Origin of the sequence: Flavobacterium sp., assembly GCF_013823965.1 — a bacterium.
Taxonomy (GTDB): Bacteria; Bacteroidota; Bacteroidia; order Flavobacteriales; family Flavobacteriaceae; genus Flavobacterium.
This window is the reverse complement of the sequence record NZ_PNNA01000034.1, coordinates 20,959-35,439: the sequence shown is the minus strand read 5'-3', so window position 1 is coordinate 35,439 and position 14,481 is coordinate 20,959. Positions and strand designations below refer to the sequence as shown.

Sequence of the window (14,481 nt, the reverse complement as noted above, 5' to 3'; positions counted from 1 at the left end):
GGGAATAATAGGATTTTGTAGTATGGCCAGCGAAGGCATTATGTTCGATTGGAGTGGAGTATATTTCAAAGACATTGTCAAAGTTCCAGGCTCGTTAGTGGTTTTGGGGTATACTTCTTTCATGATTATGATGGCCAGCGGTCGTTTTTTGGGAGATGGATTAATCAATAGATTTGGACGAAAGAAAGTGATGCAAATTAGTGGCGTCATGATTTCAACGGGTTTGTTTGCCGCAGTAATTTTTCCATTCATAATTTCTTCAACTATCGCCTTTATGGTTGTGGGTTTGGGTGTTTCAACGATTGTTCCCACTCTTTACAGCATTGCGGGAAAACACCCTACGATCCCTACAGGTGAAGCCTTGACGGCTGTTTCCAGCATAAGTTTTCTTGGTTTTTTGATGGGTCCACCCGTCATTGGTTATATTTCTGAGCTATTTGGCTTACGATTTTCATTCGCCTTTATTGGTATTTTTGGATTCATGATTGCCTTGATGGTGTCCAGAATCAAGGCGATTGAGTAATTTGACTTAGTCACAAATTACACGAATTAACGCAAATCTAACCCGTCAAAAAAGGGGAGTTGCCTCAAATTTTGCAATACCATTTTGAATGTGTGGAAATTTGCGCAGTTTGTGGCGAGAAGTAATTTGTAAGCAAGAGGAGCACAAAAGTTGAATCCATTGATATTTTGACCCTAAACTCCATAAGTCCCCCACAAATCATTAAATTTGCAACTTATTCAAAGACATGTTAGAAAAAGAAATAATAAATTTTGAAAAAACGGCCATTGTCGGTATCGTTACCCAAAACCAAAACGAGGAGAAACTCAACGAGTATCTGGACGAATTGGAGTTTTTGACTTTTACCGCTGGTGGCGAAGTGGTGAAACGTTTTTGGCAAAAAATGGACAAACCCAATCCAAAAACATTTTTAGGAACCGGAAAAATAGATGAAATCAATTATTTTGTCAAAGAGAATGATATCTCGACCTTGATATTTGACGATGAATTGACGCCTTCGCAACAGAAAAATATCTCCAAAATCATCGATTGCAAAATCCTGGACAGAACGAATCTTATCTTGGATATTTTTGCCCAAAGAGCCGAAACTTCCTATGCCAGAACGCAAGTTGAACTGGCGCAATGCCAATATTTATTGCCAAGATTATCAGGTTTATGGACACACCTCGAACGTCAAAAAGGAGGAATTGGAATGCGAGGCCCCGGAGAAACAGAGATTGAAACCGATAGACGTATTGTTCGGGACAGAATTTCGCTATTGAAAGAAAAAATAAAGGCTATCGACAAGCAAATGGGAACCCAAAGAGGCAATCGCGGTGCCATGGTTCGTGTGGCTTTAGTAGGGTATACCAATGTGGGGAAATCAACCTTGATGAACGCCATCGGGAAAAGCGACGTCTTTGTCGAGAACAAGCTTTTTGCCACCTTGGACACCACAGTTCGAAAAGTGGTTATCAAAAACTTGCCTTTCTTGTTGTCTGACACTGTGGGATTTATTCGAAAACTGCCAACACAATTGGTAGATTCTTTCAAAAGCACGCTCGATGAGGTTCGCGAAGCCGATTTGTTATTGCACGTGGTCGATATTTCGCATCCTGATTTTGAAGATCATATCGAGTCGGTAAACCAAACTTTATTGGACATAAAAGCGCATGACAAACCAGTTATCATGGTTTTCAATAAAATTGACGCTTACAAATATTTGACCATTGACGAAGATGATTTAATGACTGAAAAAACACCAAGACATTTCACCCTAGAAGAATGGAAAACCACCTGGATGCATCGAGTGGGCGAAGAAAATGCCTTGTTTATTTCGGCAACAAACAAAGAAAATTTCGAAGAATTCCGCGAACGTCTTTATGAAGCCGTGCGACAAATTCACATCACGCGTTTTCCATACAATAAATTTTTGTATCCCGATTACAAGGATGCCCTGGAAAAAGAAGAATAAAAAAATTCCTTTTGAAGTTGTTTCAAAAGGAATTTTTGTTTGGAATAAGATTGTGATTTTATTTTTTCTTGAAAAGCGGAACTGCCGAACATGCTTCGCCATACATGATGCTTCGTGCAAAAGCCTGCAAATGATGTGCGGCCAAAATATAAGCACGCATCGGAACCGGTTTTTTAGAACAACCTTTTATAATTACAGGTTTGTTATCATAAGCCGAATAATCGATTTTGGAAAGGATTTCTTCATACAAAGCAGAATCTAAATCTTCAATGTTTCCATTCACGATTTTTTTGGCAAAAGGCGCCAATTGAATTGCCACCAAAATAGAAGCCCAAGCCGGAACAATCGCGTCGGTGCTGCAATGAATGGCCACGTATTGGTCTTGGTATTGCGGCCAATCGTGGTTTTTGAGATGCTCCCGAAAGTCTTTTTCCTTCAACAAAAAACCTTCCAAAAGCCATTGCGAAATATCAATTTGCACGCGAATGCCCTTTGGATAATAATCTTCCAAATCGAAAACTTCCAAGGCGCTGTTGGCTACTTTATTTACAATTTCTTCCATATTTTAGAGGTTAGTAATCAGTAATCAGTGTTCAGTGGTCAGTGTTCAGTGGTCAGTGATCAGTTGCGCACTGAATACTGAACACTTTTTTAAAGCATTCCCAGTTCTAATTTGGCTTCTTCGCTCATTAAATCCTTGCTCCAAGGCGGGTCGAAAGTGATTTCCACTTCGGCATCCTTGATGTGCTCGATAGATTTTACTTTTTCTTCCACTTCGCGTGGCAAACTTTCCGCAACCGGGCAGTTGGGAGAAGTCAAGGTCATCAGGATTTTTACTTCATAATCCGTGCTGACCATTACGTCATAAATCAATCCCAATTCGTAAATATCAACGGGAATCTCCGGATCGTATATGGTTTTTAGTTTTGCCACGATATCTATTCCTAATTGGTTGGTGTCTATTGCTTGTTCCATAGTTTTATTGTTTTTGTTTTTTGAAACATATAAGTCATATAAGTTTTTTATTGATGCTTATTAGGTATATGTTTTGTTTGTTTTGAAATAATATAAGTTCAATTAAGTTTGATTATTATATTCGAACTGCAAATCAACTTATATGACTCATATGTTTAAATAATTAATCTTCCAGCATTCTATAATATTCATTGACCATAGTTTTTTGACCTTCATAATAAATGTTTTTCACATTAAAATTAATCAACAAACCCATTGGAGCCTTTAACAAGTTCATATAAGTAAGCAATTGTGCTTCAAAAACAGGATTAATTTCGGTTACCGATTTTAGTTCAACCACAAGAGAATTTTCTATCAATAAATCACATCTTAATTTAGATTCCAACTCATATCCTTTATAATTCAATGGAATTTGAAGTTCAGAGGAAAAATTTATTTTTCTTAATTCCAATTCTTTTTTGAGACATTGATGATAAACATTTTCCAAAAGACCGGCTCCTATGTTTTTATGAACCTCTATTGCTGCCCCGTTAACTTGATACACCAAATCTTTTAGAGAACTTCTGGTTACAATCATTTTCTTTAATGAATTAAACTTATATCACTTATCAATACTTAATCTATTTTTAAAAAAACTTATATGACTTATATGTTAAATTATCATTTTTGTGCATCGAATGCCAAGGCATACATTTTTATGTTTTTGATCATCGAAACCAATCCATTGGCTCGTGTGGGCGACAAATGTTCTTTTAACCCGATTTCGTCAATGAAATCCATGTCAGCGTCAAGGATTTCGGCGGCAGTCTGGTTCGAAAAAACCCGAATCAAAATCGCTATGATTCCCTTGGTCAAAATCGCGTCGCTATCGGCCGTGAAAACTATTTTGTCGTCATTTTTTTCACCTTTCAGCCATACTTTCGATTGGCATCCCTTGATGAGATTGTCGTCGGTTTTGAATTCTTCCTTGATCAAGGGCAAGTTTTTACCCAAATCGATGATGTATTCATAACGTTGCATCCAATCGTCAAACATCGAAAATTCGTCTATTATTTCTTCTTGTTTCTCTTTAATGTTCATTATTCTTTTTTAGCGAATGAATTTATTTTAACAACTATTTTTTTGATGGCTTCCGGAGGATAACCGTGATCGAAAGCTTCAGTTTGATAGGTTTTGTCTTTGTAGGTCACTTTCAAATCGGCAATGGCCGCGCCGTCGTGAAACCGTTTTTGGGTTGGTGCTTTCAAGGTTGGCAAACTGTCCAAATTTATCGTTTCGAAATACGCTACCAATTCTTTCCAATCTTTATCCGAAATTTTCGTGGCAACCGGCTTTTCGGCACCACTTCGATCTTTGGAAACAGAAACCATTTGGTCTTGAATCGTTATCTTTTGATAAAACCCCCTCGTGTTGGCGGTATATTCCAAAACGGCTGTTTCCAAGTCGTTTTTGGTTTGACTTTTACAACTTTTGCTTAGAAAAACACTCAGTAAAATCATGGTGAATAGTTTCATCTCTTCTTAATTTTAAGACAACATCATTTGTGCTTTTTTCACGGCTTCGACCATAACGTCAATTTCTTCCTTGGTATTGTAAAAAGAAAACGAAGCGCGAATCGTTCCCGGAATATTGAAAAAATGCATGATAGGTTGGGCGCAATGATGTCCTGTTCGAACGGCTATTCCTAATTTGTCAATTATCGTTCCAATATCATACGGATGAATGCCCTCGATGTTGAACGAAACCACAGAAGTCTTTTCCTTGGCCGTTCCATAAATTTTCAAGCCTTCGATTTCCAATAATCGTTTTGTGGCGTATTCCAATAACTCTAATTCCTGTTTTTGAATGTTGTCAAAACCAACTGAATTCATGTAATCAACTGCTGTTCCAAGGACAATTCCGCCAGCAATGTCGGGCGTTCCCGCTTCAAATTTGTGTGGCAAATCAGCATAAGTGGTTTTTTCGAAAGTCACTTCCTTGATCATTTCGCCACCACCTTGATAAGGTGGTAATTTGTTGAGCCAAGCTTCTTTTCCATACAAAATTCCAACACCTGTTGGTCCACACATTTTGTGTCCTGAAAAAACATAAAAATCACAATCCAATGCCTGAACATCGGGTTTCAAATGTGGAACGGCTTGTGCTCCATCAATCAGAATCGCTGCTCCAAATTCGTGGGCTTTGTCAATCATGTATTTTACTGGATTCAAGGTTCCCAACGCATTCGAGATGTGGTTGACGGTCACGATTTTGGTCTTGTCCGACAATAATTTATCGTATTCGGCCATAATCAATTCGCCGTTTTCATCCATCGGAATTACTTTCAAAATAGCTCCTGTTTTCTCGCACAACATTTGCCAAGGCACAATATTGCTGTGGTGTTCTAAAGAAGAAACCAAAACTTCGTCACCCGGTTTCAATATCGAAGCAAAACCATTTGCCACGGCGTTGATTCCGTGTGTCGTTCCCGAGGTAAAAATCACTTCGTGGGCAAATTGGGCATTGATGTGGTCTTGGAGTTTGCCACGGGCAACTTCATAGGCATCCGTTGCCAATTGGCTCAAAGTGTGTACGCCACGATGAATGTTGGCATTGATTTCATGGTAATATTTTGTAATCGCGTCAATCACGATTTGTGGTTTTTGCGAAGTGGCTCCGTTGTCGAAATATACCAATGGTTTTCCGTTTACAGTTCTGGAAAGTATCGGGAAATCGGCTCTAATTTTATTTATATCTAACATTGCTTTATTTAGAAAAATTCTAAATACAAAAGTAGTGAATATAGACTTGTTTTATGGCACCAATTTTACATTTTTTAACTGTTTAAATTTATTGTCAATATGTTTTATCTATACTGATTTTTGCTAAATTGCTGTAAAATTGTCTTCAAATGAAAAAAATATTCAAAATTCTTGGTCTTGCCGTTTTACTATTTGTGGTTTATTTTGGATACACCACTTATCCAAAGTTGGATTTAATTTCTGGCTTTTCAGCAAAAAGCATGGCTTCTGGTCATTTCATCGATAATCGTTCGCAAGAAATGATTGAAAAAGGTGACAACGACATCGATATGATAACCTTGGCCAAAAACAAAATTGATGAAAATGGAAAATTTGCCACGGCTTCCGTTTATGGTTTGAAGGAACGAAAAGCCATTTACCGCGAAGGTTTGGGAGCGACTTTAATCAATGACGATTTTGATGTTTCAAAACCCTACGAAATTCCCAAAAGAACAAAACTCGTTAACAATTTACCTTTCCCCTATGGCAACAACGCACCGAAAGACACTGTTTTTGCCAATGTTGATTATGCCAAATTAAATGCTGCTGTCGCCAATGCTTTTGACCAAAAAGGCCAAAAAAATAAAAGAACGCGCGCTGTTTTGGTGATTTACAAAGACAAAATTATCGCCGAGAAATACGAGATGGGTTTCGATAAAAATTCCAAAATATTGGGTTGGTCTATGACAAAAAGCATTACTGCCACTTTATTTGGAGTTTTGCAAAAACAAGGTAAAATCGACATCAATAAACCGGCTCCAATTACCGAATGGACTAACGACGAACGGGCAAAAATCACCATCAACGACTTGCTTCACATGAATTCCGGTTTGAAATGGGAAGAGGATTACACCAAAATTTCGGACGTGACCCAAATGCTTTTCCTTGATGAGGATATGTCAAAATCCCAAATTAATAAACCGCTTGTGGGGAAACCAAATGCTACTTGGAATTATTCCTCGGGAACGTCCAATTTGTTGTCGGGAATTTTGCGGAAGCAGTTCAAAACACATCAGGAATATTTAGATTTTTGGTATTCTAATTTGATTGACAAAATCGGAATGAATTCGATGTTGGTCGAAACCGATATGGCCGGAAATTATGTGGGTTCGTCCTACAGTTGGGCAACGACAAGGGATTGGGCAAAATTTGGGTTACTGTATTTGCACAAAGGCAACTGGAATGGCGAGCAAATTCTGGATGAAAGTTGGGTACGATTCGTTGCAACACCAACCAACACTTCTAACGGGCAATATGGAGCACACTTTTGGCTCAATGCCGGCGGGAAATTCCCGGACGTTCCAAAAGATATGTTTTACTGCAGCGGTTATCAAGGCCAAATGGTCGCGATTTTCCCAAACCACGATTTAGTAATTGTGCGAATGGGTTTGAAAGAAGATCCTGAATTTGATTTTAATGGATTGTTGAGTGGAATTATAAATAGTTTAAAGAAGTAACTTAACCACGAAGCACACAAAGTAAAAATCACAAAGGCCACAAAGTTCAGTATTAAACTTGTGGCCTTTTATGTAAACCTTAGTGAACTTTGCGGTCAAAAACTACAAATCAAATCCAATTTTTACGCCTAATTTATCGGCGATAATCTTGGTGATTCGTTGTTTCAATTCCGGTATTTTGATGTTTTCGATTACGGCATTCGAGAAGGCATACATTAATAATGCTTTAGCTTCTTTTTTTGGAATTCCACGTTGTTGCATATAGAACATGGCGGTTTCGTCCAATTGTCCAACGGTGCAACCGTGAGAACATTTTACATCGTCGGCAAAAATTTCCAGTTGCGGTTTGGCATTTATCGTGGATTTGTCGCCCAATAAAATGTTGTTGCTTTTTTGGAACGCATTGGTTTTTTGGGCTTCTTTTTCCACATAAACTTTTCCATTGAAAACGCCTACGGAGCTGTCCGAAAAAATTCCTTTGTAATCCTGGAAACTTTCGCAATTTGGTGCAGCGTGATGTACTAATGTATAATGATCCACGTGTTGTTTTTCGCCAATAATCGTGATTCCGTTTAGCGTGCTGGTCAATCTTTCGCCAAAATGGTAGAAATTCAGATTGTTTCTGGTCAAATTTCCACCAAAGGAAAAGGTTTGGACAGATACGTGACTTTCTTGTTTTTGGGAAACGTAAGTATTGTCAATTAAATTGGCTGCGAGATTGTCGTTCTGGATTTTATAATAATCGACGATGGCGCGTTTTTGGGCAAAAATTTCGGTAACCGAATTGGTCAAAACTGGGTTTTCGTTCAAACTTTGGTGTCTTTCTATGATTTGAACGTGTGAGTTTTCGCCCACCACAATCAGGTTTCTGGGTTGTACCAAAAGTGCTGCTTCCGACCCTGTCGAGAAATACATGATTTCGATGGGTTTGCGAACTACCTTGCTTTTCGGGATGTTGATGTAGGCTCCTTCATTGGCGAAAGCCGTATTCAAGGAAGTCAAACTCTCGTCTTTGCTGGCAATTTTGTTAAAATAGTTGTCGATGACCATTTTGTATTTTGGTTTGTGTAATGCCGACGACATCAAGCAAATATCAACTCCTTCGTGTGTGGTAGAGGACAAATGTGAACTAAAAACCCCGTCAATAAACACTACTTTGTAAGTGTCGATTTCGTGGATAAAATATTTTTTTACATCCCTAAACTCGATTGAGTTTTCGTTTTTTGGAAACACGGTAAAGTCATTTTTTAGGATGGCATTTAGCGAAGTATATTTCCAGGATTCCTCTTTTTTAGTTGGGAAACCTTTATTTTCAAAGTTTTTTATAGCCTCAGTTCTCACATCGTGAAGTTCGGAATGAACATCGACTTGCTCTTCAAAAGCCATAAAAGAAGATAGTAATTTTTCTTTAAGTTCCATTTGTTTTGTTTCAGGTTTAAAGTTTAAAGTTTCAGGTTTTGCCTATTGGAACTTATTTCCTTTGAAGTCCTTCTTGTTTAGATAGGTGATAAAGTTTTTAATTTTACCACTTAGGTTTTCATAATCTTTTTTTAAAAGCTCGAATTTTTGTTCATCTATATAGTCAAAATCGAAAACCCTATATAATTGTGATCTTGTCTCACCCGCTGAACCTTTGGCAATAGATAAAAATTGTCTAAACTCAATATTTCCATCTCTTTCAAATCCTTCGGCAATATTGTCCATCACAGAACCTGAAGAAGATTTAATTTGCTCTTTAAATTTAAAATCTGATTTTAATCCGGTTTCAATAGAAATTATATGTATTTCTTTTGCCAATCGTCTGGCTTCCTGCCAAATTTCTAAATCTTCAAATCTATTTATTGTAGCCATTTATTGTTTGTTTCAGGTTTCAGGTTCCAGGTTCCACAACTTGAAACTTGAAACCTGAAACAAATTTTAAACTTCTTGTTCTGCTTTGATCCAGTCGTATCCTTTTTCTTCCAACTCGTAGGCCAATTCCTTGGTACCCGATTTCACGATTTTTCCGTTGTACAATACATGAACGAAATCAGGAACGATATAATCCAACAATCTTTGGTAGTGCGTGATCACAACGATGGCGTTTTTGTCGCTTTTCAATTTGTTTACACCATTGGCAACGATTCTCAAGGCGTCAATGTCCAATCCGGAATCGGTTTCGTCAAGAATGGCCAATTTTGGTTCCAACATAGCCATCTGGAAAATCTCGTTACGTTTTTTCTCACCACCCGAAAATCCTTCGTTCAAGGAACGCGACAAAAATTTGCGGTCAATTTCTAACAATTCTGATTTTTCACGAATCACTTTCAACATTTCGTTGGCCGGCATTTCTTCCAATCCATTGGCTTTACGGGTTTCGTTGATGGCCGTTCTCATAAAGTTGGTTACCGAAACTCCTGGAATTTCAACAGGATATTGAAACGAAAGAAACACTCCTTTGTGCGCTCTTTCTTCTGGAGCCAATTCCGAAATATCTTCGTTGTCCAAAAAGATTTCTCCATCGGTCACTTCGTAGTTTTCGTTTCCGGCGATGATGGCCGAAAGGGTACTTTTTCCGGCACCGTTGGGTCCCATAATGGCGTGAACTTCTCCCGCTTTTACTTCAAGGTTAATTCCTTTAAGAATTTCTTTGTCGCCAATCGAGGCGTGTAAATTTTTTATTGATAACATAATTAATTTGGAAATTTGGAAATTTGGAAATTTGGAAATTTGGAAAAGTTTTTAATATTTTTATTCATTTTCAAATTACCTCATTTTCAAATTATCTCATTATTTTATTTTTGATGTAATTATTATTTTGTTTACTATTCTTGATATATGATTTACTTGATCAATTAATTCTTCTACTGCTGGATAATTTTCAGAAAACTTACATAGTTCTAACCAGTAAATGGTTTCTTCTACTTCTTTCGCTGAAATTTTCAACTTATGAATAAAATCAGCTTTGCTTTCTGCATTTTGAGCTTCTCTAATATTTGCTCCAATTGAAGTTCCAGATTTTAATAATTGATTTGCAATAACAAACTTTCTCTTATCTTGTAAGTCTTCGCAATATTTTATGATTTCTAAGGCAAACTTAAAAGTCAAGGTTACAATTACATTCTCTTTGTTCTCCATTTACAAATTTACAAATTGATTCATTTTCAAATTATCCTACTGAACCTTCTAGCGAAATTTCCAATAATTTTTGTGCTTCCACGGCAAATTCCATAGGTAATTTGTTCAAAACGTCTTTGCTGAAACCGTTTACGATCAAGGCGATGGCTTTTTCGGTTGGAATTCCGCGTTGGTTGCAATAGAAAACTTGGTCTTCGCCAATTTTACTCGTTGTCGCTTCGTGTTCTATTTTGGCCGATGGATTTTTACTTTCGATGTACGGAAAAGTATGTGCGCCGCAATTGTTACCCATCAACAAGGAATCGCATTGTGAAAAATTCCTAGCATTGTCGGCATTGGGACCAATTTTAACCAATCCTCTATAACTATTTTGTGATTTTCCGGCAGAAATTCCTTTGGAAATAATGGTCGATTTGGTGTTTTTTCCAAGGTGGATCATCTTGGTTCCCGTATCGGCTTGCTGGAAATTATTGGTTACGGCAATCGAATAAAATTCGCCCACCGAATTATCGCCTTTCAAGATGCAAGAAGGATATTTCCAAGTTACAGCAGAACCGGTTTCTACTTGTGTCCAAGAAATTTTTGCGTTTTTCTCGCACAAACCTCTTTTGGTCACGAAGTTGAAAACACCACCTTTTCCTTCTTTGTTTCCAGGATACCAGTTTTGAACGGTCGAATATTTAATTTCAGCATCTTCCATTGCAATAAGTTCCACAACCGCAGCGTGCAACTGGTTTTCGTCACGACTTGGAGCCGTACAACCTTCTAAATAACTGACATAACTACCCTCGTCGGCAATTAATAATGTTCTTTCGAATTGACCTGTTCCGGCTTGATTGATTCGGAAATACGTTGACAATTCCATTGGACAACGAACGCCTTTTGGAATATAACAGAAACTTCCATCGGAGAAAACAGCTGAATTCAATGCGGCATAAAAGTTGTCTTTTTGAGGAACAACAGTGCCTAAATGTTTGCGAACTAATTCTGGATGCTCCTTGATGGCTTCGGAAATACTCATGAAAATAATTCCTTTTTCGCCCAAAGTTTTCTTGAAAGTCGTGGCCACAGAAACCGAATCGACCACGATATCCATCGCAACGTTGTTCATTTTTTTCTGTTCGTCAATTGAGATTCCCAACTTTTTGTACATTTCCAAAAGTTCCGGATCTACATCGTCCAAGGTTTTGTTGGGGTCAACAGTTTTTGGAGCTGAATAATAAGAAATGGCCTGAAAGTCAGGTTTTTCATAATGCACATTTGCCCATTCTGGTTCGATCATTTTTTCCCAAGCACAAAAAGCCTCAAGACGCCAATCGGTCATCCATTGCGGTTCTTCTTTTCTTAGGGAAATGGCGCGAACAATATCTTCATTCAAGCCAATAGGAAAGGTATCCGATTCTAAATCAGTATAAAATCCGTACTCGTATTCTTTGGTTTCGAGTTCGGCTCTTAAATGGTCTTCGGTATATTTTGACATATTATTTTTTGTTTAAAAATTTAAAAATTAAAATCACTTCTATAATCTTTAAATTTTTACATTTTTAAATCATTTAATTATTTTACAAAGAGAAACTCTCTCCGCAACCACAAGTTCTACTCGCATTCGGGTTATTGAAAACAAAGCCTTTTCCGTTTAATCCACCTGAAAACTCCAAGATTGTTCCGGCTAAATACAGGAAGGATTTTTTTTCGACAGCAATGGTTATTTCGTTGTCCACGAATATCTTGTCGTCATCGCCCTTGTTTTTGTCAAACTTCAAATCATAAGACAAACCCGAGCATCCACCGCTTTTCACGCCTACTCTTACATAATCGACTGCAGCATCAAAACCATCGTCTTTCATCAAATCGATGATTTTCTTTTTGGCTGTATCAGAAACTTTTATCATACTTATTTTGATTTTGTCTAAATAAAGCGCAAAGATATTACAATTTAGGCTTGATGTCAAACAAGATAACACTTTTATAACTATTATTGGATAGAAAATTGTTATATCGGGTTAGAATTATCAAATTAAAAATATATATTTATAAACTATTAACAAACCAAATAGTACTAAATAAAATTATGGAAGAATCATTACAAACATCAACGAATTACCAACTTGAATTTAATGGCAAAGGAACTGAATTTTTTAGCATAATTATCGTTAACTGGTTATTGACCATTTTAACTTTGGGATTTTATTATCCATGGGCCAAAGCAAGAAAACTTCAATTTTTATATGGTGAAACATCTTTGAATGGCGATTCTTTTTCTTTCCACGGAACTGGGAAAGAAATGTTTAAAGGTTTTATAAAAGTATTGCTCATCATTGCCTTTCTATATTCGTTGTTTTTTTTATTCGTTTATCTTAAATCACCAATTTTAGCAATTGTGATACTTTATTTGGGAATTTTGGCGCTATTGCCATTTGCGATACACGGGTCTTACCGATATCGAATGTCCAGGACTTCATGGAGAGGAATTCGTTTTGGATACCGAGGAGATCGCAAAGAGTTCAGCGTGAATTTTTTTAAATGGCTTTTCTTCACCATTCTTTCTTTTGGATTATATAGTTCTTGGATGTCAATCAACATGAGAAATTATATATTAGGTAACATCCGTTTTGGTGACGTTGAATTTAACAGTGATGGCGATGGTGGAGATTATTTCATGTTAAATCTTAAAGGATATTTCTTGACAATATTTACTTTGGGAATATACGCTTTTTGGTGGCAAAAAGAACTTTTCGAATATTATATCAACAATCTAAGCATGAGCAAAGGAGATAAAGAAATCGCCCTCAATTCAACTGTTACAGGCGGAGGTTTTTTTAAATTGGCCATTGTAAATTTATTAATCATCATTGGAACACTTGGTATTGGATATGCTTGGGTTGTAACAAGAACGATGAAATACATTTTCGAAAACATTGAAATGGAAGGAAATATTGATTTGAATCTATTATTGCAAACGGAAGAGAATTATAAAGATGCCACGGGAGAAGATGTTGGCGATTTTCTTGACATGGATTTTGTGATGTAATTTTATGACAGCAAAAACTACTGGAATATACTTTGATGGAGCATCAGCCATTCCACAAGAAATTGAATTAATTTTTGATGTCGAAAAAAGCACACTTGTTTTCGAAACAGTTAATAATCAATATACTTGGGACATTGATTTAGTTGGTCTCGAAACAAAATCAAAAAGTTTTTATCTTGAATATGGAAGCGATCCTATTCAAAACATAAAAATTACTGACAGTGACTTTGCCAACAAGATTAAAGATTTAAAAAAAACCAAAGGAAATCTGAGTTGGTATCATAAACTAATGAATATGGGAATCAAAGCCCACATCCTTTTTACAGTTTTCATCTTTGCGGTTATCGGTTTAGGTTATTTTTATGCCGTTCCGTGGATAGCCGAAAAAGCAGTAGTTGTTATTCCGGAAGAATATGATTCTAATTTGGGAGAAACTTTTTTTGAGCAAAACATGCTTTTTAATGACATTGACACTCGAAAGACAAAAGCATTAAATTCATTTGCAAAAGAGTTGAATTTAAAAAACACTAAAAAGTTAAAATTTACAGTGGTAAATTCGCCAATAGTTAATGCTTATGCACTACCAGACGGCAATATTGTTGTTTTTTCGGGGATATTAAACACCATGAAAAACTATGACGAATTGGTTGGCCTTATTGGTCATGAAGTGGCTCACGTGAATCATCGCCATTCCATGAAAATGATGTGTAGAAATTTGTCTGGATATATATTTGTGTCGGCAATTTTGGGAGATGCCAATGCGGTTATGGCAACAATTGGCGATAATGTAAACAGTTTGCAATCGCTCTCTTTCTCCAGAAAATTCGAACACGAAGCCGATGCCGAAGGCTTTGCAATTATTGCTTTGAATAAAACAAACCCAATGGGAATGTCCAATTTGTTCAAGCGATTACAAGACAAAGAATTTGTCAGTATTCCTGAATTTTTGAGTTCACATCCCATAACAACAGATCGAATCAATTATATCAATGAATTGATTAAAAAAAATCCTTTTGGTTTTAAAGAAAATGCAAAATTGAAGAAACTGTTTTTAGAAATTAAAAATTAAAAAAAGCCTGAATTCGATGGGAGTTCAGGCTTTTTTAGATCAGTGTTTTTTGAATTTGTCCCAAGATGGCATTAGA

17 protein-coding genes are annotated in these 14,481 nt (G+C 36.7%); 5 read left to right on the top strand and 12 right to left on the bottom strand.

Annotated elements, in window-relative coordinates:
- Positions 1–523: MFS transporter (locus C0430_RS04060; RefSeq protein WP_290865749.1), on the top strand; the 523-nt coding region annotated here is incomplete at its 5' end.
- Positions 524–749: 226 nt separating this feature from the next.
- A complete protein-coding gene (hflX, locus tag C0430_RS04055; protein ID WP_290865747.1) occupies positions 750–1,976 on the top strand; it encodes a GTPase HflX in 1,227 nt (408 codons plus the stop codon).
- Between the two features lie 58 nt (positions 1,977–2,034).
- Here hflX and C0430_RS04050 read toward each other — a convergent pair whose 3' ends face one another.
- The 6 genes from C0430_RS04050 to C0430_RS04025 form a co-directional block, all read right to left on the bottom strand.
- A complete protein-coding gene (locus C0430_RS04050; RefSeq protein WP_290865745.1) occupies positions 2,035–2,538 on the bottom strand; it encodes a DUF2480 family protein in 504 nt (167 codons plus the stop codon).
- Positions 2,539–2,627: 89 nt separating this feature from the next.
- On the bottom strand, positions 2,628–2,951 hold the full coding sequence (locus C0430_RS04045) for an SUF system Fe-S cluster assembly protein (RefSeq protein ID WP_290865743.1): 324 nt from the start codon (positions 2,949–2,951) through the stop codon (positions 2,628–2,630).
- A 163-nt stretch (positions 2,952–3,114) separates the two neighbouring features.
- Positions 3,115–3,528, bottom strand: a complete 414-nt coding sequence (locus C0430_RS04040; protein ID WP_290865741.1) for a GxxExxY protein — start codon at positions 3,526–3,528, stop codon at positions 3,115–3,117.
- Positions 3,529–3,611: 83 nt separating this feature from the next.
- Positions 3,612–4,031, bottom strand: coding sequence for a SufE family protein (locus C0430_RS04035; RefSeq protein ID WP_290865739.1), 420 nt, complete (start codon positions 4,029–4,031; stop codon positions 3,612–3,614).
- Positions 4,031–4,465: a hypothetical protein gene (locus C0430_RS04030; protein ID WP_290865737.1), complete on the bottom strand. Its 435-nt coding sequence runs from the start codon at positions 4,463–4,465 to the stop codon at positions 4,031–4,033. Before C0430_RS04030 ends, C0430_RS04035 begins: the two co-directional genes overlap by 1 nt.
- Positions 4,466–4,477: 12 nt before the next feature.
- Positions 4,478–5,692, bottom strand: coding sequence for a cysteine desulfurase (locus tag C0430_RS04025; RefSeq protein WP_290865735.1), 1,215 nt, complete (start codon positions 5,690–5,692; stop codon positions 4,478–4,480).
- Between the two features lie 149 nt (positions 5,693–5,841).
- Between C0430_RS04025 and C0430_RS04020 the strand changes: the two genes are divergently transcribed.
- Positions 5,842–7,188 carry a serine hydrolase gene (locus tag C0430_RS04020; protein ID WP_290865733.1) on the top strand — a complete coding sequence of 449 codons (1,347 nt, stop codon included), beginning with the start codon at positions 5,842–5,844 and terminating at the stop codon, positions 7,186–7,188.
- Positions 7,189–7,290: 102 nt separating this feature from the next.
- Here the strand turns inward: C0430_RS04020 and sufD are convergent, their stop codons facing one another.
- The 6 genes from sufD to C0430_RS03990 all read right to left on the bottom strand — a co-directional run bounded on the left by sufD (position 7,291) and on the right by C0430_RS03990 (position 12,197).
- Positions 7,291–8,607, bottom strand: a complete 1,317-nt coding sequence (sufD, locus tag C0430_RS04015) for a Fe-S cluster assembly protein SufD (protein WP_290865732.1) — start codon at positions 8,605–8,607, stop codon at positions 7,291–7,293.
- A gap of 42 nt (positions 8,608–8,649) precedes the next feature.
- The gene (locus C0430_RS04010) at positions 8,650–9,039 is read right to left on the bottom strand and encodes a four helix bundle protein (RefSeq protein WP_290865730.1); all 390 of its coding nucleotides are present in this window, start codon (positions 9,037–9,039) and stop codon (positions 8,650–8,652) included.
- 66 nt (positions 9,040–9,105) lie between these two features.
- A complete protein-coding gene (sufC, locus tag C0430_RS04005) occupies positions 9,106–9,858 on the bottom strand; it encodes a Fe-S cluster assembly ATPase SufC (RefSeq protein WP_290865728.1) in 753 nt (250 codons plus the stop codon).
- 99 nt (positions 9,859–9,957) lie between these two features.
- Complete coding sequence (locus tag C0430_RS04000) at positions 9,958–10,305, bottom strand: four helix bundle protein (protein WP_290865726.1); 348 nt, start codon at positions 10,303–10,305, stop codon at positions 9,958–9,960.
- 31 nt (positions 10,306–10,336) lie between these two features.
- The gene (gene sufB / locus C0430_RS03995; protein WP_290865724.1) at positions 10,337–11,785 is read right to left on the bottom strand and encodes a Fe-S cluster assembly protein SufB; all 1,449 of its coding nucleotides are present in this window, start codon (positions 11,783–11,785) and stop codon (positions 10,337–10,339) included.
- An 82-nt stretch (positions 11,786–11,867) separates the two neighbouring features.
- Positions 11,868–12,197, bottom strand: coding sequence for an iron-sulfur cluster assembly accessory protein (locus C0430_RS03990; RefSeq protein ID WP_290865722.1), 330 nt, complete (start codon positions 12,195–12,197; stop codon positions 11,868–11,870).
- Between the two features lie 179 nt (positions 12,198–12,376).
- Here C0430_RS03990 and C0430_RS03985 point away from each other — a divergent pair, with 179 nt between their 5' ends.
- Both C0430_RS03985 and C0430_RS03980 read left to right on the top strand, forming a co-directional pair.
- On the top strand, positions 12,377–13,336 hold the full coding sequence (locus C0430_RS03985) for a YjgN family protein (protein WP_290865720.1): 960 nt from the start codon (positions 12,377–12,379) through the stop codon (positions 13,334–13,336).
- A 4-nt stretch (positions 13,337–13,340) separates the two neighbouring features.
- Positions 13,341–14,405: a M48 family metallopeptidase gene (locus C0430_RS03980; protein WP_290865718.1), complete on the top strand. Its 1,065-nt coding sequence runs from the start codon at positions 13,341–13,343 to the stop codon at positions 14,403–14,405.
- Positions 14,406–14,481 lie beyond the last annotated feature (76 nt).

What these genes read in the sequence shown, in the direction of transcription:
- C0430_RS04010 (WP_290865730.1), bottom strand. Translation starts at nt 9,039, where the DNA reads ATGGCTACAATAAATAGATTTGAAGATTTAGAAATTTGGCAGGAAGCC.
- C0430_RS04035 (WP_290865739.1), bottom strand. Translation starts at nt 4,031, where the DNA reads ATGAACATTAAAGAGAAACAAGAAGAAATAATAGACGAATTTTCGATG.
- C0430_RS04030 (WP_290865737.1), bottom strand. Translation starts at nt 4,465, where the DNA reads ATGAAACTATTCACCATGATTTTACTGAGTGTTTTTCTAAGCAAAAGT.
- sufB (WP_290865724.1), bottom strand. Translation starts at nt 11,785, where the DNA reads ATGTCAAAATATACCGAAGACCATTTAAGAGCCGAACTCGAAACCAAA.
- C0430_RS03985 (WP_290865720.1), top strand. Translation starts at nt 12,377, where the DNA reads ATGGAAGAATCATTACAAACATCAACGAATTACCAACTTGAATTTAAT.
- C0430_RS04020 (WP_290865733.1), top strand. Translation starts at nt 5,842, where the DNA reads ATGAAAAAAATATTCAAAATTCTTGGTCTTGCCGTTTTACTATTTGTG.
- C0430_RS04000 (WP_290865726.1), bottom strand. Translation starts at nt 10,305, where the DNA reads ATGGAGAACAAAGAGAATGTAATTGTAACCTTGACTTTTAAGTTTGCC.
- C0430_RS03990 (WP_290865722.1), bottom strand. Translation starts at nt 12,197, where the DNA reads ATGATAAAAGTTTCTGATACAGCCAAAAAGAAAATCATCGATTTGATG.
- sufD (WP_290865732.1), bottom strand. Translation starts at nt 8,607, where the DNA reads ATGGAACTTAAAGAAAAATTACTATCTTCTTTTATGGCTTTTGAAGAG.
- C0430_RS04040 (WP_290865741.1), bottom strand. Translation starts at nt 3,528, where the DNA reads ATGATTGTAACCAGAAGTTCTCTAAAAGATTTGGTGTATCAAGTTAAC.
- C0430_RS04045 (WP_290865743.1), bottom strand. Translation starts at nt 2,951, where the DNA reads ATGGAACAAGCAATAGACACCAACCAATTAGGAATAGATATCGTGGCA.
- C0430_RS04025 (WP_290865735.1), bottom strand. Translation starts at nt 5,692, where the DNA reads ATGTTAGATATAAATAAAATTAGAGCCGATTTCCCGATACTTTCCAGA.
- hflX (WP_290865747.1), top strand. Translation starts at nt 750, where the DNA reads ATGTTAGAAAAAGAAATAATAAATTTTGAAAAAACGGCCATTGTCGGT.
- C0430_RS03980 (WP_290865718.1), top strand. Translation starts at nt 13,341, where the DNA reads ATGACAGCAAAAACTACTGGAATATACTTTGATGGAGCATCAGCCATT.
- sufC (WP_290865728.1), bottom strand. Translation starts at nt 9,858, where the DNA reads ATGTTATCAATAAAAAATTTACACGCCTCGATTGGCGACAAAGAAATT.
- C0430_RS04050 (WP_290865745.1), bottom strand. Translation starts at nt 2,538, where the DNA reads ATGGAAGAAATTGTAAATAAAGTAGCCAACAGCGCCTTGGAAGTTTTC.